A 17,525-nucleotide genomic window follows, 5' to 3' on the forward strand; every position below is an offset into this window, starting at 1 on the left:
CCAGGCCTACCAGGGCAGCGGCTCGCCGTTCGCGTGGCGGAAGGCGCCGGTCGCGGCGAGGTCGAGCTCGTCGATGCGCGCGAGGAGCCCGCGCGCCGCGTCGGCCGGCGGGACCCCGTGGCCCCCGGTCATCTCGGTCGCGACCATGCCCGGGTGAAGGAGCGCGACCGCGATCCCCCGCGGGTGAAGGTCCCGCGCGAGCGACGCGCCCGCGATGTTCACCGCGGCCTTGCTCATGCGGTAGCCGTACATGCGCCCGGAGCCGTTGTCGGCGATCGAGCCCATGCGGCTCGTCACGATCGCGATCTTCGAGCCCTCGTGGAGGTTCGGCAACAGCGCCTTGGCGACGCGGAGCGGGCCGAGCGCGTTCACCTCGAACTGCCTGCGGGCGCCCTCGAAGTCGAGGGTCTCGAGGGTGTCCGCCACCAAGATGCCCGCGTTCAGCACGAGCACGTCGAGGCTCACCCCTGCGAGGCGGCCCGCGAGCTCGGCGACCGACACGTCGCTCGTGACCTCGACGCCGCGCTCCACCCGGACCGCGTCGCGCCCTTCACCTGCGTCGCCTGGGAGCGCGTCGAGCTCCGGCGTGGTCTCGCGGCACGCGGCGATGACGCGGTCGCCGCGCGCGGCGAGCTGCGCGGTGAGCTCAAGGCCGATGCCTCGGTTGGCCCCGGTGACGAGGAATGTGCGTGAGGGGGAGTGTGCCACGGGCGCTTCCTTTCGGGCGCGAGCCGAGCCGCGCGTGCCACCTGAAGTACCCCGCGGGCGGGCGCGGGGCAACGCGTCGCGCGTGTCTTGAGTCGGTCGTGAACCGATCACCGCCCCACGCCCACGCGCCCCACACATGAGCGCCCCCAGGGACGCGCTGTCCGGAGCCACGTTGTGGAGCAGCGTAGTCGAGCGCGCGCTGTGTCGCCGGGGCCTGATCGGACCTCGACCCACGGCGTGTTCGAGCGAGCGGGTCGACGAGGGTCACGGGATCCCGCTGACCAGCGTCGGCACCAGGCGTCGCGTGCTCGTGCCGTCGCCGACCTGCCCCGAGCCATTGTCGCCCCAGCACTTCACGGTGCCGTCGCCCAGCGCGGCGCACGAGTGAAAGATGTTCGACTGCCCCGCAGAGAGCGCGATGGGCGTCCCTCCGAGGCTGCTCACCGACACGGGCGTGAGCTGCTGGGTCGCCGTGCCGTCGCCGAGCGAGCCGAAGGTGTTGCCGCCCCAGCACTTGATGGCGCCGTCGCTGAGCCGCGCGCAGGTGTGTGACACGCCCGCGGACACGGCCCGCGGCGTGCCGCCGAGCCCGACGAGCGCGACCGCGGAGGTGCGCTGCGCGCGCGTGCCGTCGCCGAGCTCGCCGCTGTTGTTCCAGCCCCAACACTGGACGGTGTCGTCCGCGAGGAGCGCGCACGTGTGGCTCCCGCCCGACGAGAGCGCGACGACCGCGCCGGAGAGGCCGCTCACCGCGACGGGGGTGTTCCGCTGCGTGGTGGTCGTGTCGCCGAGCTGTCCCCGGTTGTTGCCGCCCCAGCACTTCACGGCGCCGCCGTCGAGCAGGGCGCACGAGAAGCCGTCCCCCGCGGACACGGCGGTGGCCACGCCGCCGAGCCCGACCACGGACACGGGGCTCGTTCGGAGGGTGGTCGTGTTGTCGCCGAGCTGGCCGGTCGCGTTCTGTCCCCAGCACTTGACCGCCCCGCCGGTGAGGGCAGCGCACGTGTGAATTGCCCCCGCGGCGACCGAGATCGCCGTCGCGCCGAGGTTGACCGCGACGGGTGTACGCCGGTGAACGACCGAGGCGTCCCCGACCTCGCCGTAGCTGTTGAGGCCCCAACATTTCACCGCGCCGTCGACGAAGCGCGCGCATGTGTGAGTGGTCGCGGTGAGCGCGGCGACGGGCCCGCCGAGCGCGAGGACGGGCACCGGCGTGGCGCGGTTGGTGGTCGTGCTGTCGCCGAGCTGGCCGAAGGAGTTCGAGCCCCAGCACTTGGCGCTGCCGTCGCTAAGGAGTGCGCACGAGTGCGAGAGCCCGGCCACCACGTCGAGCGCGACCGGAGGCGGGTCGACGCACAGATACCCGGTGGCGGCGCGGCTGATCTGCGGAGCGACACAGGCCACGCAGTCGGCGAAGAGCGAGCCCGTCCCCGGGGTCGAGAAGTTGTCGCCGCACGGCGTACACGTCGCGCTTCCCGGTGGGTCGTGGTACGTGCCCTGGGCGCAAGGCGCGAGCGCGCACACGTTCGCGAGGCAGCTGTTCGGTGCTGCGCAGTCGCCCTCGTCGCCACAGATCTCACCGAGCTTGCACAGACGAGCCCCGGAGACTCCGCACGGCACCGCGGCGTCCGCGGCGTCCGCGGCGTCGGGCGGCCCGGCCTCCGTGGGCGTGTTGGCGTCGGTGGGTGCGTCCGCGAAGGCGTCGGTCGAGGTGTCCGCCTGGGTGTCCGCGGAGGCGTCCGTGGGCGGCACGACCGCGCCCTCCGTCGCGCCGTCGGAGATCGGGGCCCCATCGCTGGCGTCGCCCCCGCCCGAGGTGACCGTGGGCGCGCAGCCCGCGAAGACTCCGAAGGTCACGCCCAGCGCGCAAGCCACGCCCACTCCCAACCGCGATTTGGCCATTCCTGCGAGACTACGTCTCGCCGCTCGCTGAGGCACGTGGATTGGCGACGTGGGAGCGCGTGCCCGAGGCTCGACGCGGCCCAGAGCGACGCCGCAGCGCGGACGTACGCTAGCGCGCGAGCGCCTCGCCGCAGCGCTTGGGGTCGAGGGTCGGCGGGCCGACGCGCGTCGCCACGACGACGCGCGGCCCCGCGAGGTTCTCGAGGCGAATGGAGGTCAGACCTGTCTCGTCGAAGCAGACCCGCATCTTCGTCCGCCCGTAGGGCCCCATGCCGCGCTCCTCGAGGCAGCCGACGGCGCCCCCGCGGCCTCGGCCTGCGCCGCGTGGGCGCCGGAGCGTGAGAGGGGGCTCGCCAAGGATCACGAGCTCGGAGGCGGTACCTTCTACCCGAAGGTTCGTGAGCAGCCCGGCGAGCTTGGCGTCCCCCGGCCGGTCTTCGAAGTCGACGCTCGCGACTGCCCGCAGACCGCCGTCGCCCAGGGTCCAGCGCACGTCGCAGATGACGACCTCGACCTCGCCGCCCCACTCCCCTCGCCCCCCCAAGGGATCGTGCGTGTTGACGCTGTCGGTCGCGCGAAATCGCGACACGGTGCCCACGCGAAAGAGCGCCGGCACCCAGAGGGTCCCCGGATCGCCGGTGAGCTCGGGCGCAGCGGCCTCGGGCACCGAGGCGTCCAGCGTGGTGGAGGCGCTCGCGCTCGGGGCCGGGGCGCTCGCGACCGCCGGCGGCGGAGGTGAGGGCGGCGGAGGGCGCGGCGCGAGCGCGGGCTCGTCGCGCTGGCAGGCGCCGACGACGAGCAGCGCCCAGGCCGCCGCGAAGCGACGCGTCCGGCCCATCGAGGCCGCGCCCGCGGACGGCCGCGGGTTCAGTTGGTGGCGCGCACCTTGAGCGCCTCGGCGACGAGTCTGTTCATGGTGGCCTGCGCGACCTGCCCGGCCGCCGCGACCGACGACCGCGGCACGCTGGTGCGAAGGGCGATCACGAGCTCGTGGCCGCCGTCGTAGCCTGGCAAACACGTGTAAGATACAAGTACGACCTCGCTGCGCGAGCGCGACGTGCTGTCGCCCCAGCCGACCTTGTCGAAGATGCGCCAGTTGGACCGGCCGCCGTTCACCGTGTCGATCCGGGCGACGGTCTCGGCCGCGCCGAGCGCAGAGGTGCCGGCGACGGCGTTCGCCACGTAGTTGGAGATGCCCGCGAGCATGCCGCCCACCTGAGTCGATCCTGTCGACGGGGCGGGTCGACCGTAAAAGAGCACGTCGAGGTCTTCGGCCTGGAACCCCGGCAGCGACGACTCGGGGGCGAGCGCGTGCTGGCTCAGGCGCTTCAGCCACTCGGCCTGCGCCAGCGCGGACATCGGCTTGTCGTCCACCATGCGCGCGTCAGGCGTGGCGGTGTAGCTGGGCCCCCGAGGCATGGTCCACGTGCGACCCGCGGCGTAGGGGGCCGCGCCCCACGCGCTGCGCGTGCGCCCCGCGTCGCGCGAGACGTGGAACCCGCTCTCGTCTCCGGTGAGGTTCAGCCAGCCCTCGCCGAAGAGCGCGTTCGTGCGCTCAGCGCCCGCGATCGTGAGGAAATAGCCGGCGATCTCGTTCGAGGCCCCGGGCACACCGCCGCTCGGCGAGTAGGTCTCCATCGCGGTCACGAGATCGCCGACCGCGCCGGCAGACACGCTGGCCGGACCGCCGACCCGCGCGTCGGTCTCGGCGCGCACGCGCGCCATCGCCGCCGAGGCCGCCATGATCTTCGCCGAGCTCCACGGCTCGTACGGGTCGTGCGCGAGGCCGTGCGCGCCGAAATACGCGTACGCGGGCCGCCCACCGACGCGCCGCACGTCGATGACCATCGCGCGATCGGACGCGGGCACGAGGCCGTCGAGCGCGTGGTCGTCGAGCCCGACGCGCGCCTCCCACCCGGGCGATCGGAAGCGGGCCTCTTCGTCGGTCTTGTAGGCGTAGGTCTTGCCGCGAAAGGTCGCGCGCGCGGGCTTGTCGGTGTCGAGCACCGGGCACGTGAGAAACCGCGTGCGATCGGCCGCCACGGGCGACGGCGCCGAGGGCGCGGTGGAGAGCGCTTCGTTCGACGAGTCGGCGTCGCCCGCGCCGGCGCCGCCGCCCCCTGCCTCGGCCTCGCCCGGGACCTCGGCGGAGCACGCGGGGGCGCCCACGCAGGCCAGCGCGACCGCGACCGTGACGCCGAGTGAGCGGATTCGCGACGACATTCCGACCCGCACCATGACGCGGAACGCGGGCCGGCGCCAGCGACAGCGCGTGGCTGTTGGAGAGGGGTTGGGGGGTTGGGTTGGGTTTTGGGTTGGGTTGTTGCGCGCGGGGCGCGCGGGGCCGTGGGAATGGGGGAGCGCGCGGACGGCCACCGCGTGGGTGGGGCTTTCGTCCGCGGGTGGGCCCCTTGTATCTCGGTCCGGAGCTATCTTTGAAGCGTTGGAGGGCAGACCTCGGCAGTCCGCTGGCCCCTTGGTCTCGAAGACCGGTTGTGGAGCATGAGGGGAGAGGAGAGAGGGAGAGAGGGAGAGAGGGAGAGAGGGAGAGAGGGAGAGAGGGAGAGAGAACCTCGACGGGCGCGTTGCCGTCGGATTTCCGCCCAGCGTGCCTCACGGCGCGGGCTCAACACGCGAGCCGGAGCGGCGTCTGAGTGCTACCTCTGGGAGCGTGCCTCCCTCCTGGCTGCTGGTCCTCGTCCTGACGGCGCTCGTCGCCGCGCTCCTGGCGGCGATCAGGGCCGAGAGCGCGTGGGGCGAGTGGCTCACCAAGCCCGCGGCCTCGCTCACGTTCATCGTCGCCGGCCTCGGGTGGGGCGGCCTGCTCGAGGGACGCTCGACGCCCTTCGGGAGGGTCCTTGTGGTCGGCCTCGTGCTCGCCGCGATAGGCGACGTGCTGCTCATCCCGAAAGGACGCCGCGCGTTCCTCGCCGGGCTCGTGGCGTTCCTGCTCGGGCACGTCGCCTACGGCGTCGCGTTCCTCGTGCGCGGCGTCGACCCCTTGGCGACGCTCGTCGCGCTGGTCGTCGTCGGCGCGGTCGCTGTGCCGGTGCTCCGGTGGCTGTGGCCATCCGTGAAGGGCCCCATGCGCGGCCCGGTCGCCGCGTACGTCGTCGTCATCACCGGGATGGTGGCCCTCGCCGCGGGCACGGCGCGTCGAGGCGGCGCCGGCTGGCTGCTGGTGGGGGCCGTGATGTTTTATATATCCGATCTATTCGTGGCGCGACAGCAGTTCGTCAAGCGGGAGCTCCGAAACCGCGCGCTCGGGCTACCGCTCTACTACGCGGCGCAGCTGGTGCTCGCGTCGCAGGCCCACCTGCTCTGACGCGGCGACGCGACGACAGCCGCGCTCGCGCGCTCACGCGCTCACGGGGCCGCGGCGCGTGACGAGCGAAGCGAGATCTTGCCGGCCGCGACGTCGCGCAGGATGCGCGTGGCAGCGGCGCGCCCGCCCATCATCGCGCCCACGATGCCGTGGCCCGCGCGGGTAGAGGCCCCCGTGAGGTAGAGGCCCGGCAGCGGGCCGCGGTAGCCGGGGCGGTTCTTCATGAACTGGTCGGGCGTGCACGCGAGGCCGTAGCCCGTGCCGTCGGTGGCGCCCGTGAAGCGTCCGTGGCTCATGGGCGTCGCGCTCTCGCGCAAGACGACCCGCGCCTTCGAGCCGGGGAACACCTTGTCCATGCGGTCGATCAGCGCGTCCTCGACCTCGCGCTTGCGCTGCAGGTAGGTGTCGCCGTGCTTGTAGTCCCACGCGTACACGTCGCCCTCCGCGCCCCAGCGCTTCGGCGACGCCGGCACGAGGGCCATCACCTCGAGGCCCGTGTGCCCGGCCGGCGCGTGGTGGAGTGGGTTCTCGGGGTCCTTCATGGAGGCGCTCGTGATGTAGCAACCGGACACGCCGATGGGCCCGTGCCCCTTGTCGCCGTCGCGGTAGAAGCCCTCGACGTCGTAGCCGTCGAACTGCCACACGTTGGAACTCGAGAGGCCCACGTCGCGACCGTCGCCCTCGATGCCGACGAACGTCATGAACAGCGCGGCGGCCATCTTGTAGTCGCGCGCCTTGGTGAGGACGCCGCTCGGCAGGTGCTCGGGGCCGACGAGCTCACACAGCGTGCGCTTGAGATCGGCGTTCGAGAGCACCACGTCGGCGCGGATCTCGCGAGGGGGCTCGCCCGACCGCGCGGGGAGCCGCACGCCCACGGCGCGGCCGCCCTCGACCAGCACGCGCTCGACCGGCGTGCGCAGGTGGATGGAGCCCCCGAGCGCCTCGACGCGCGCGGCGAGCTTGTCGGCGAGGATCTGGCCGCCACCCTTCGGGTAGTAGGCGCCGCGGAAGTAGTGCCCGGCGAGGCCCATGTGGAGCAGGGCGCTCACCTGCGAGGGCGGAAGGCCGTAGTCGCCGCTCTGGCCGAGGAGCACGGCGATGAGCTTGGGATCGCGCACCATGCCCTTCAGCACCTCGCCGATGGTCGCGTTCTGGCGGTGGACGAGGTGCACCGCGTCGAGCGCCACCTTCGCGAGCTCCACGAGCGGCGGCCTGCGCCCCTCGTAGCTCTCCATCAGGCGAGCCACCTTCATGACGCCGCGCACGAGGCGCACGTAGCGATCGATGCCGCGGCGCTCGTGGGGGAACGCCTCGACGAGGCGCTCGCGATAGAGCTCGAGGTTCGCGGGGATGCGGAAACGGAGGTCGGGGAACACCAGCGTGTCGAACCCGCCGGGGTCGAGCTGGTTCCACCCGACGTCGGACGCGAGATCGCGGAGGATGCGGGGGATCATGCCGTGCTCGCAGTCGCCCACGTAGTGGAGACCAACGTCGAAATTCCACCGGGCGCTCTTCGGCCCGCGCGAGAACTGCGTGGCGCAGCCGCCCGCCGTGTAGTGCGACTCGAAGACCGACACCGAGAGCCCCTGCTGGGCCAGGTAGCCCGCGGCGACGAGGCCCCCGAGCCCGCTGCCGATGATGGCCACGTCGACTCGGTCGGCCACCGCGCCGTGCGCCCGCCGGCGGTTCGCCGAGCCCGGGGTCTTCTTCTTCAAGAGTTCGGACGAGTCGACCTGGGACATGGAAGGGCCTCCGCTCGGGTGAGGTTGTGACCCAGGCCGCGAGGTGGGGCAAGACAAATGTGGCCAGTGTCCACATTTAACGTGCGGAGCGGCGCGGACGTCGTACGGTTCGCCCATGGGCGCTCGCGCAACCGAAGAGCCACGCGCGTATCACCACGGCAACCTGCGGCGCGCGGTGCTCGACGCCGCGCTGGCCCTGCTCGCGGAGCGCGGCCACCACGACTTCACCCTGCGCGAGCTCGCGCGCGTCGCCGGGGTCACCCACAACGCGCCCTACCGCCACTTCGCGAGCAAGGCCGACGTGCTCGCCGCGCTCCGCGACGAGGGCCTCGCGAAGCTCGCCGAGGCGGAGCACGCGGCGCTCGACGCCGCAGGCCCGAACCCGCGAGACCGCGTCCAAGCGCTCGGCGAGTCGTACGTGCGCTTCGCGCTCGAGCAGCCCACGCTGTTCCGCCTCGTGCTCGCCGCGCCCCTCGAAGAGGGCGAGCCGCCCCAGGCCTCCGCTCGTTCGCAGGCGAGCAGCGAGAGCTACCGGCTGCTCGAGGCCACCCTGGAGGAGGCGCGGCGCGCGGGGGCGGTGCGACAAGACCTCTCCGCGCGTGAGCTGGCCCTCGCCGCGTGGGCCTTCGTCCACGGGATCTCCACGCTGCTCGTCAGCGGTCGCCTGCCCGCGACCTCGGCCGCCGTGGAGCGCTACGTCGCGCTGCTCTCGACCATGTTCTTCGAGGGCGCGGCGCACGCGCGGCCCCGGCGCTGAGGCGCGCCCCCCGTCCGCTGCGCACCATCGGCTACATGGCGATCGGCGTGGGCATGAAGAGGCCCACGAAGAACAGCAACGTGATCACCGCCACCACCGCCCTCGGCGTGTCGAGCGGCGCGGCGCTGGTCGGCGGGTGCGCGAGGAGCTCGGGCTCGCGGAACACCCCGCGGCGCGCCTCGAGGAAGAGCAGCCCGAAGAGGGCCGCGAACCACGCGACGTAGGCCGGCCACACGCCGACGCGACGCACGAGCGCCGGGAGCTCGTCGGGCGCGCGAAGGTACCCGGCCGACATGACGAGCCCCAGGGTCGACAGCACGCGCGCACGCACGCTGAGGCTCGGCCCGCGCGGGCCCCCTTCGAGCGCGGCGAGCGCGGTCTCCGACGGCGAGACCTTGCCCAGGATGGCGAGCATCTCGAACCACACGAGCCAGAAGAGCGCGCTCCCGAGGTGTGCGCCGAAGCGCGTGAGACCCCGACCGCCGGCGACGTCGAGTCCGACGAGCTGCCCGAGCCGCGCGAAGAAGAGCGCCGGGAGCGCGCGGTGCACGAACCGCGCGAAGCGATCTTGGCGCGCGCCGAACAGCGCGTACGCCACGTGGCCGCCGTCGAGCTGACCCACGGGCAGGAGGTTTATCATCGTCACGAACATGCCGGCCCACGCGCCGAAGGCGACGGGCGACAGGAAGAGCTCGGAGCCCGAGGGGATCCCCGGGTGGGCCACGTGGTCAAGCAGCTTTACGATCAAACTCTCACCGAGCTCGACGCTGTCGGCGGTCTGCGCGATCGGAACGACGTGAGAGTGCGCCGCCCCGTAGGCGTAGAGGGGCAGCGCGAACGCGAGGCCCGCGAGCGGCCCGGAGGCGCCGATGTCGAGCAGCGCGCGGCGCGTGGCGATAGTCCCACGCATGCGGATCACGGCGCCCATGGTGCCGAACGGCGACAGCAGCGGCATGGGGATGAAGAACGGCAGCGTGGCGTCGACGCGGTGGATGCGCGACGCGATGAAGTGCCCGAGCTCGTGGGCCGTGAGGATGCCAAGGAGGGTGAGGGTGAAGGCGGTCGCGTGCGCGAGGGCCACGCGCTCGCTCACGAACGCGAGGACCTTCGGGAGCGCGCCGTCGGCCTTTGCCGCCGCTTCGGCCGCCGTGCGCTCGAAGGCGAGCGACGTCCCGAACACGCTGGCCACGGTCACGAGGAACAGCAGGAGGTTCAGGCGCCACGCCGGCGGAGGGAGCGGCGGCAGCGAGGGGGCGCTGGAGGTGGCGGGGCGCGCCGACGGCATCAGCGCGGCTCGCCCACGCGCGCTTGCGCTTGCGCCCGCACCTCGGACATGAGCGCCTCCGCGAGGCGGTCGAGCCGCGCCTCGAGGCGCCCGTCCACGGTCCCGAGGTCGCTCTCGAGCACGAGGGAGCCCCGGGTGAGGGTTTCGTCCTCGACGAGGGCGACCGCGTCCGGCGGGAGCCCGAGCGCGCCCAGTGCCTGCCGCAACGCCTCGAGATCGTCGGGGCAGCCGAGGACCCGCGCCGACGACGCGCCGCGCGCGGCGGCGAGCAGCTCCGCGAGGATGTCCGCGATGCGCCGGGGCTCGAGGGAGAGCTGCGCGCCGACCAGGCGCTCCGCGAGGAGCTTGGCGAGCTCGACGGACCGCTCGATCTCGCGAGCGCCGAGGCCCGCCTGACGTGCCTCGAGGTGGAGCGCGATCGCCGCGAGCCGGGCGACCTCGACGTCGCGCGCGGCGGCAGCGGCAGCGGCGACCGCCGCGTCAGCCCGCGCGAGGGCCGCACGCTCGAGGGCGCTCGCCGCGTCGCGCGCCGCGGCGAGCACGCGCTCCGCCTCGACGTGCGCGGCCGCCACGCGGGCCTCCACCACGGCGCCGCGTCGGGGCGCCGTGGGCACGCCGGGCGCGACAGGCCCGACGTCGGCGACGCGGAGCACGCGCGCGCGGGTCAGTTGCACCGAAGCCTCGTCGCGTCGACCGCGCGGAGCACGGCGGCGAGCGCGGGAGCGAGGGCCGCGGCGCGAGCCCGCTTCTGCTCGGCGCGAAGGCTCACCGCGAGCGCGGAGGCCTCCGGCGAGAGCCCTCCCGACCCACCTGACCCACCTGCCAGCGCGGCCTCGAGCGTCTGGAGGTCTGGCGCGGCCGCGCCCTCCCCTCCGCGGAGCGCGACGGACACGGCGAGGAAAGACGTGCGCCACACGGGCGCAACCATACGCGAAAATTCATGGACGAGATCTCCTGGAGCGCGAGCACGTCGGCCTCCGACTCCTCGACGATGGCCACGAGCCGGTCGAGATCGGTGGCCTCGGCCCCGAAGCGCCGGATGTTGTACGTGCCCGCGCGGACCCCGCCGCAGCCGCGGAGCGCGAGGAGAAAGAGCACGAAGAGGAGCGCGAGGAAGACGTGGGCGAGCTTGGTCATGCCCGGGACAGGCTACGGCTGCCCCTCCCGAGGCGCCCGGACGCGAACCCGGACATCGCCGCCGCGTCAGGCGGACGGAGCGCCGTCGTCGGGCTCGTCTTTCGCGGCCTCTTTCGCCGCTTCTTTCGCGTTCTCTTTCGCGGTTTCCTTTGCGCCTACTTCCGCGTCGACTTTCGTCGTATCTGCGTCAGGGACCGCGGATTCCTTTTCGGCTTCTGCGGCCTTTTCTTTTGTAATTTCCGCGTCGGCGTCTGCCTTCGTGTCGACCTCGGTCTGCGCGTCGTCGACCTTCGCGTCGCTCGCGGCGGGCTTCGGCTTCTTCTTGAGGCCCTTCTTCTTCTTGGGCTTCGCGGCCTCGTCCTCGGAGATCTCGCCGGCGGCGGCGGCTCCGCCCTTCGCGTCCTTCGCGTCCTTGGCCTCCTCCTTCGCGTCGCCCTCTTTGCCGTCGGAGTGCGCGCCCTCGCCGAGCGTGGCCGGGCTCATCGCGACCAGGGGGTTCTTGCGGGCCTCCTCCCACATCATCGCGTACGCCACCGCGCACGCCAGGGCCGACGCGAGGCCGATGCCCTGGCTCGTCGACAGCTGGATGAGCTCCGACTTCCCGAACGACGCGGGCGCCAGCAGCTTGAAGGCCGCGATCGCGGGGACGAACGAGGCGACGCGGCTCACGGTGCGGAGGGTCGCGTCCTTGATGCCGAGCGCGATCCCGAAGGTGAACGCGAGCGCGAAGAGCAGGAGCGCGCCGCTGATGAGGAGGTGCTCGCGAATGGCGGGCCCGAACGAGCCGCGCTCGGTGTCGTCGCGGAGCACCTCGAGGACGAAGCGAGCCGCGCCGTACGCGAAGGTGAAGAGGAAGAAGATCTGGCCGCGAAACTTCTGGTTCTTCCGCTGCCAGAGGAGCAGCCCCAGCAGCAAGAGGCCCACGAGCGACTCGTAAATCTGGGTGGGGTGCACCGGGAGCGACGCGTTCGCCTTCAACACCTCGGACCCGAGCGGCGTCCCGCGGAACAAGTCGAGGTGCCGAACGTAGGCGGGCGAGCCATCACCCGCCGCGAGCGTGTGCTCGGGCCAGTGGGGGAAGGTGCCGAGCTTCTTCAGCCAGGCAGGCGATGTGTCGGAGAGGCGCTTACCGAAATCACACCCAAAGAGGTAGCAGCCGATGCGCGTAATGAGCAGCCCCGAGGCGAGGCTCGGCACCGCGACGTCGGCCCAAGGCAAGAGGCGGATCTTCTGGGACGACAGGTAGGCCCAGCTCGCGAGGAACCCGCCGACGAAGCCGCCGTAGGCGACCAGGCCGCCGCGACGCAGATCGTACACGTCGGAGAGCTGCTTGAACTCGTCGGGGTTGGTCGCGATGTACAGCAGGCGCGACGCGACGACCGCGGCGATCGCCACGATCACGTAGCAGTTCGCCATGGTCTCCTTCGGCAGGCCGTCGCGCTCGGCGAGGTTCAGCGTGAGGTACCAGCCCACGACGAGCGAGAGGCCGAGCATCACGCCGTACGAGTAGATGGGGAGGTTCGCCGACTCGAGCTTCACCTCCCGCGCGGCGAAGCCGCCGACGCCGCACGCGAGCGCCACGATGAGGCCGATCCCGAACGAGCTTCGGTCCCCTTTGTGGCGCGCGTACAGCGCGTACACCACCGAGATCAGCGCGATGAGCGCGAGCCCCCACCACAGCTTGATGGGCGTGTGCGGCAGCGGGATACGAAAGAGGATGGGATGCATGGCGGGGCGTCATTTACCAAAAATCGCCCTCGAAGCGGAGAAAGCTCGAAAATCCCGCCGCGCGGCGGCCTCGACGTGGCGCCGCCCGTGGTAAAGGAGGCCACGATGCGCGCCTCGCCCCAGCCCTCGCTCGCTCCTCGGTCCAGGGTCCCCTCGACCCGCACCCCTCGACGCAGGGTCGCCTGGGTCCCCTCGCTCACCCGCCGATCTCTCGTTGCCCCGCTCGGCGCGCTCGCCGTCGTTGCGCTCGGCGCCGCCTGCGTGCCACCCGGAAACGCCGTCCCGGAGGACTCGGGCCCCTCGCCGAAGGCGAGCGCGGCCGCCGTGTTCGCCCCGTCCATCGGCATCATGACCGAGCCCTTCTTCGACGACTTCGAGCGCACCCCGGACGCGGCGGCGCCGCGGGCGCACCCCGCGCACCCTGCGACCGCCGCGCACGACACGCGCCCCGCCGACGCGGCCCACGCCGCCGACGCGGCCCACGCCGCCGACCCCGCGCGTGACGCCAGCCACGCCAAGCCCCGTGGGGGCGACGCGGGCGCGACGTCGCGAGAGGCCGAGCCCCCGACGGCCGCGTCGTCGACCACGCCCCCTGAGCCCCTCGCCGATCCGAGCGGCCTCGGCCCGAACTGGCGGCCGTCGCGCACCACCGCGTGGCGCGTCGAGGGTGGGTGGCTCTGCGGCCAGGGCGCGCGCAACCACGGCGTGTGGCTGAACCGCGTCCTCCCGGTCAACGCCCGCATCGAGTTCGACGCGCGCTCGGAGAGCACCGAGGGCGACCTCAAGGCCGAGGTCTGGGGCGACGGGCAGTCCAGCGCGACGGGTGTATCTTACACCGATGCGACGAGCTACCTCGCGATCCTCGGCGGGTGGAAGAACAGCATCCACGTGCTCGCGCGAGTGAACGAGCACGGCAAGGACCGCCACGAGCTCCACGTCGACAAGGAGTCCGACGACGCCCGCAAGCGCCCGGTCGCCAAGGGGCAGAGCTACCACTTCCTCATCGAGCGCAACGACGGACGGACCGTGCGCTGGTCGGTCAACGGCGCGGAAATGCACGCGTACCGGGACTCCGAGCCTCTCGCCGGGCGAGGCCACGACCATTTCGGCTTCAACGACTGGGACGCGAAGGTGTGCTTCGACAACGTTCGCGTCACGCCGCTGCCGTAGGTCGGCGACAGGATCTTCTGCCGGGCGTGAAAAGCGAGGTAGAATCAAAGAGCTGTAGCCCTGAGCGGGCCACGCGGAGCGAGCCAGGGTGAACGTCAAGGAGATCGAGATCATGGTCTCGGAGATCGAGCTTCGGCTCGATCGCCTCCGCGCGCTCTACGAGCAGTACTTCATGGGGTACGAAAAGCTCGAGCCCCAGGTGCAGCGCAAGGACCTCGAGCGCCGCTTCCAGATCCTCCGCAAGGAGAACTTCCGGAACACCGCGCTGCGTTTCCGCCTGAACGTCGCCATCCAGAAGTACTCGACCTACCAGTCGTACTGGCAGCGCATCTGCCGGCAGATTGAAGAGGGCACGTACAAGCGCCATGTGCAGCGCGCCAAGGCTCGGTTCGCCGAGCGCGAGGCCAAGGCCGGGCGCCGCGCGGACGGCGATCTCGATCTCGACATCGACGTGGAGCTCGAGGACGACGAGGCGTTCCTCGCGAGCCTCCACGAAGACGAGCCCGACGTCACCTTCGAGGAGGACGAGGCGTTCGACACCGTCCGCCCCAACCCGCAGACCTTCTCGGAGGCGCCCCCCACGGCGCACGACCCCGCGTCGTTCCGGAGTTACTCCCCCGGAACACTGCGAGGGCCACCACCGCCGGCCGCGCTGTCGGCGCTCCCGCACGACACGCTGCCGCCGCCCGACACGCAGCGGCAGGGCGTGCCGAGCCCCCTCTCCTCGCGCCCGCTCCTCCGGCCTTCGCTCCGCCCGATCGCGCCGGCGCAGGCGTCGCCCGGCCAGGCGAACCAAGCGAACCAGAGCAGCCAGGCCCACCAGGCCCACCAGGCCCACCAAAAAGCGGGCCCCCCGGGGCCGGCGGAGCGCGGGATCCCCGACGCGGCCCCGCGTGGGCTGCCGCTCCCGCCGCGTCCGGGCGCTCCGGCCGCTCCGGCGACGCCCTTCACTCCCCGCGCCGCCCCGTCGGCCCCGGCGATCGCGCGCCCGGCTCCCCCCTCAGCGCCAAGGCCCGGGCCGCAGTCGGTCACGCAGACCTCGCGAGCGCCGCAGCCCGCGTCAGGCGGCAACCTGAGCGAAGACCGGATACGTCAGATCTATTCCCAATACGTCCGAGAGAAGCGGAGCCGAGGCGAGTCCACGGCCACCACCACCTTCGAGAGCGTGGCCCGCAGCCTCCGGAGCTCGAGCGAGAAGCTCCGCGGGCAGCACGGCGGGCGCGACGTCGACTTCGAGGTCGCCGAGAAGGACGGGCGCACGATCCTGAAGCCCGTGGTGAAGTAGCGGCGCGCCGCCATGGGGCGCGCCGCGATGGGACGCGGCGCGGAGGGTTGGCCTACTTCGCGTCGAGCAGCGCCTTCAGCGTGCCATCGGCGATGGCCTTCTCCGTGTCCTCGGCGCCACCGAGGAGCTGGCCGCGCACGAACACCATGGGGAACGTCGGGAAGCCGGTCCACAGCTTGAGCGCGAGCCGCTTCTTCCACTCGCCCAGGTAGCTGCCGTACTCCAGGTAGGTGAACGGGTGGCCGGCCTGCTCGAGCGCCTTGCGCGCGCGCTTCACGAACGGGTTCTGCGCCATGCCCACGACGACGAGCGTGTTGCTCGTCGTGGCGCGCTCCACTTCGTCGACGACGTCGGGGTACAGGGCTTCGATCCGCGCGGCGGCCGAGGGGAGGACCTTCTCTTGAGCGAGCTTCTTGACCATGCGGCGCACTGTCCCACGCCCGGCGGCCGTCGTGAAGCCCAGCTTCCCTTTCGTAAGCTGCCAGCGCCCCCCCTTGACCCACGCGGGGCGGTCGCAGTATTCCGTCCCTTGCTCCCCGTCGCGGACGGGTCCTCCTCGCCTCTCGCGCGTTCCCCCGAGGTTCGAATGGCTTCTCGCATGTCGTGGCCGGAGATCCGTCAGAGCGACGACTACCGCGGCCGGTGGGTCGCGCTGGACGACTGCACGTACGACGCGCGAACGGGGCGACCGTCCGCGGGGAGCGTCGTCGACGCGGACGACGATCTCGTGGAGCTGTGCAACCGCATGCGTGAGGCGAACAGCCGCCGCTGCGCGATCCTCTTCTGCGGCGCAGACGAGGAAGAGGCGGCGCGCAGGCACCACTAGAGCGACAGGTCGCTCGGGGGGCGACCGGCGCCTACGGCGGCAGGACCACCTCGGTCGGCGGCCGCGCGACGTCGCCGATCGTTCCCCAGCACCAGGTCGTGCCGTCCTCGAACTGCGCGCAGCTCTGCGTCCCTCCCGCGTAGACCGCGACGGGCTTGCTCTGCGACCGGATGGCGACCTCGGTGGGATCTGGCGTGTTGAGCCCCTCGACGCCCGTCACGGCGCCGGACGTGCCGCTGCCCCAGCAGCGCACCTGGTCCCGAATCTGGGGGAGACTCTCGGGAATACCGCACGCGTGATCGATGCCAGCGGCGAGGGCCTGATAGCCCTTGAGCGGCGGAGACGGGGCGACAGGTACGACGCCGCTGGCGTCTCGGTCCTGCGTGAGAGTGTAGTACGAGTTCTCCCCCCAGCCGAGCACGTCACCGTTCGCCTGCGTCGCGAAGGCGTACAAGTCGCCGCAGTACACATGACTCGCGTCGAGCCCGAAGCTCGCGAGGCCGACGAGACCCAGGCCCGCATCGCCTGGGGTCGGCGCCCCATGTCGTTTCGCACGCCGAAGACCCGCCCGCCGGAGAGCGCGAGCGCGAACGTGGCGCCCGTGCACAGCTCGCTGATCGTGCCGCCGTCGACCCCCGTGGGGCCGATGGTGAGTCTGTCGCCAAAACACTGCACGGTCTCATTCTTCAGCAGGCACGTCGCGAACCGGCCGGCCGAGACGGCCGCCACCCCCGTCCACAGCCGCTGCGGCGCCACGACACCGTCACCCCCGGGGCCGAGGTTGTTCCCCGCGTTCCTGCCCCAGCCCCAAACCTCCCCGGGCCCCGTGAGCGCGAGCACACGATCGCCCGCGGCGTGCAGCGTGGTGAACGGGGGGAGCGGCGGCACACCGGTCACGCGCGTAGGGGTCGTCACGGCGCTCTGGGAAGGCGTCTGCCCGGTCTGCCCCTTTTCGTTCTTGCCCCAGCAGTACGCGACGCCGCTCCGCAGCGCGCAGGCGAAGCCATCGCCGAGCGCCATCGTGAACGGCACCTGCACGGCGCCGTCCGGCGCGCGGCCGTCACGCACGGCGGCGTCCGCGTCGGGTGGCTCGCCGCCGTCGCCCGCGTCGGCGCCCCCGTCTCGCGGCGGGGGATCGCAGGTGTTCGTGTCCTCGCAGCGCACCGACACACACTGCCCACGAGAGCACGTCTCGTCGACACCGCACGGCACGCCGCGGCAGGCGTCGTTCAGCGTGATGGGGAGCACGAGCTTCGTGTTCGCCACGTACTTGCGCACGCGCCGCGCGACGATGCACCGCTTGTCCTTCGGATCGGTGCACTGGTCGGGCGATATGCCAATACCCGCCACGACCTTCACGGCCACTTCGGCCGTGTCGTCGCCGCTCGGCACGACGACCAGAGAGCCGATGTAAGCGTCGCCCGCGCCGCGCTCGGTGCACGCGCTGGTCTGGATCGCGGGTGGCCGCTCGGCCAGCGACTGCGCCGTCTGCGCCAGAGTGCCTACGACCACGGCGGTGGTGAGGTGGTCCGAGCATTTCACGTCGGTCGTCAGCTCGAGGGTGAGCTGCGTGGGCTCGCGGCACGCGCTGGCCCACGCGAGCGCAGAGGCCCCCGCGGAGAGCAGGGCCAGGATCGCCATCGCTCGCTTCATGCTTCTC

General features: G+C 72.3%; 17 protein-coding genes. 5 read left to right on the plus strand and 12 right to left on the minus strand.

Annotated features, from left to right (window positions below; all coding sequences use genetic code 11):
- Nucleotides 1–6: 6 nt before the first annotated feature.
- The 4 genes from IPQ09_07825 to IPQ09_07840 form a co-directional block, all read right to left on the minus strand.
- On the minus strand, nt 7–846 hold the full coding sequence (locus IPQ09_07825; protein ID MBL0194119.1) for an SDR family oxidoreductase: 840 nt from the start codon (nt 844–846) through the stop codon (nt 7–9).
- A gap of 126 nt (nt 847–972) precedes the next feature.
- On the minus strand, nt 973–2,610 hold the full coding sequence (locus IPQ09_07830) for a hypothetical protein (GenBank protein ID MBL0194120.1): 1,638 nt from the start codon (nt 2,608–2,610) through the stop codon (nt 973–975).
- Between the two features lie 109 nt (nt 2,611–2,719).
- Entirely contained in the window at nt 2,720–3,448 is a 729-nt protein-coding gene (locus IPQ09_07835) for a hypothetical protein (protein ID MBL0194121.1), read from the minus strand.
- A gap of 29 nt (nt 3,449–3,477) precedes the next feature.
- A complete protein-coding gene (locus IPQ09_07840; GenBank protein ID MBL0194122.1) occupies nt 3,478–4,833 on the minus strand; it encodes a hypothetical protein in 1,356 nt (451 codons plus the stop codon).
- Between the two features lie 448 nt (nt 4,834–5,281).
- On the opposite strand from IPQ09_07840, the gene IPQ09_07845 reads away from it, so the two are divergent.
- Nucleotides 5,282–5,935 carry a lysoplasmalogenase gene (locus IPQ09_07845; GenBank protein ID MBL0194123.1) on the plus strand — a complete coding sequence of 218 codons (654 nt, stop codon included), beginning with the start codon at nt 5,282–5,284 and terminating at the stop codon, nt 5,933–5,935.
- 41 nt (nt 5,936–5,976) lie between these two features.
- Here IPQ09_07845 and IPQ09_07850 read toward each other — a convergent pair whose 3' ends face one another.
- Nucleotides 5,977–7,677, minus strand: coding sequence for an NAD(P)/FAD-dependent oxidoreductase (locus tag IPQ09_07850; GenBank protein MBL0194124.1), 1,701 nt, complete (start codon nt 7,675–7,677; stop codon nt 5,977–5,979).
- 115 nt (nt 7,678–7,792) lie between these two features.
- On the opposite strand from IPQ09_07850, the gene IPQ09_07855 reads away from it, so the two are divergent.
- On the plus strand, nt 7,793–8,434 hold the full coding sequence (locus IPQ09_07855; GenBank protein MBL0194125.1) for a TetR/AcrR family transcriptional regulator: 642 nt from the start codon (nt 7,793–7,795) through the stop codon (nt 8,432–8,434).
- Between the two features lie 31 nt (nt 8,435–8,465).
- Here IPQ09_07855 and IPQ09_07860 read toward each other — a convergent pair whose 3' ends face one another.
- The 4 genes from IPQ09_07860 to IPQ09_07875 all read right to left on the minus strand — a co-directional run bounded on the left by IPQ09_07860 (nt 8,466) and on the right by IPQ09_07875 (nt 12,584).
- Nucleotides 8,466–9,719: a site-2 protease family protein gene (locus IPQ09_07860; GenBank protein ID MBL0194126.1), complete on the minus strand. Its 1,254-nt coding sequence runs from the start codon at nt 9,717–9,719 to the stop codon at nt 8,466–8,468.
- On the minus strand, nt 9,719–10,393 hold the full coding sequence (locus IPQ09_07865) for a hypothetical protein (GenBank protein ID MBL0194127.1): 675 nt from the start codon (nt 10,391–10,393) through the stop codon (nt 9,719–9,721). Before IPQ09_07865 ends, IPQ09_07860 begins: the two co-directional genes overlap by 1 nt.
- Nucleotides 10,394–10,484: 91 nt before the next feature.
- Nucleotides 10,485–10,856, minus strand: coding sequence for a hypothetical protein (locus IPQ09_07870; protein ID MBL0194128.1), 372 nt, complete (start codon nt 10,854–10,856; stop codon nt 10,485–10,487).
- A 66-nt stretch (nt 10,857–10,922) separates the two neighbouring features.
- Entirely contained in the window at nt 10,923–12,584 is a 1,662-nt protein-coding gene (locus tag IPQ09_07875) for a prolipoprotein diacylglyceryl transferase (GenBank protein ID MBL0194129.1), read from the minus strand.
- A gap of 105 nt (nt 12,585–12,689) precedes the next feature.
- Between IPQ09_07875 and IPQ09_07880 the strand changes: the two genes are divergently transcribed.
- Entirely contained in the window at nt 12,690–13,754 is a 1,065-nt protein-coding gene (locus IPQ09_07880) for a hypothetical protein (GenBank protein ID MBL0194130.1), read from the plus strand.
- 88 nt (nt 13,755–13,842) lie between these two features.
- Nucleotides 13,843–15,039 carry a hypothetical protein gene (locus IPQ09_07885; protein MBL0194131.1) on the plus strand — a complete coding sequence of 399 codons (1,197 nt, stop codon included), beginning with the start codon at nt 13,843–13,845 and terminating at the stop codon, nt 15,037–15,039.
- 52 nt (nt 15,040–15,091) lie between these two features.
- Here the strand turns inward: IPQ09_07885 and IPQ09_07890 are convergent, their stop codons facing one another.
- Nucleotides 15,092–15,460: a glutaredoxin gene (locus tag IPQ09_07890; GenBank protein MBL0194132.1), complete on the minus strand. Its 369-nt coding sequence runs from the start codon at nt 15,458–15,460 to the stop codon at nt 15,092–15,094.
- Nucleotides 15,461–15,625: 165 nt separating this feature from the next.
- Here IPQ09_07890 and IPQ09_07895 point away from each other — a divergent pair, with 165 nt between their 5' ends.
- Complete coding sequence (locus IPQ09_07895; protein ID MBL0194133.1) at nt 15,626–15,865, plus strand: hypothetical protein; 240 nt, start codon at nt 15,626–15,628, stop codon at nt 15,863–15,865.
- Nucleotides 15,866–15,896: 31 nt separating this feature from the next.
- Here IPQ09_07895 and IPQ09_07900 read toward each other — a convergent pair whose 3' ends face one another.
- Nucleotides 15,897–16,085, minus strand: a complete 189-nt coding sequence (locus IPQ09_07900) for a hypothetical protein (protein MBL0194134.1) — start codon at nt 16,083–16,085, stop codon at nt 15,897–15,899.
- Nucleotides 16,082–17,518 (minus strand): hypothetical protein, encoded by a 1,437-nt coding sequence (locus tag IPQ09_07905; GenBank protein ID MBL0194135.1) that lies wholly within the window; start codon nt 17,516–17,518, stop codon nt 16,082–16,084. The genes IPQ09_07900 and IPQ09_07905 overlap by 4 nt, the downstream gene beginning before the upstream one ends.
- Nucleotides 17,519–17,525 lie beyond the last annotated feature (7 nt).

The organism is Myxococcales bacterium, from assembly GCA_016720545.1.
Classification (GTDB): domain Bacteria; phylum Myxococcota_A; class Polyangia; order Polyangiales; family Polyangiaceae; genus JAAFHV01.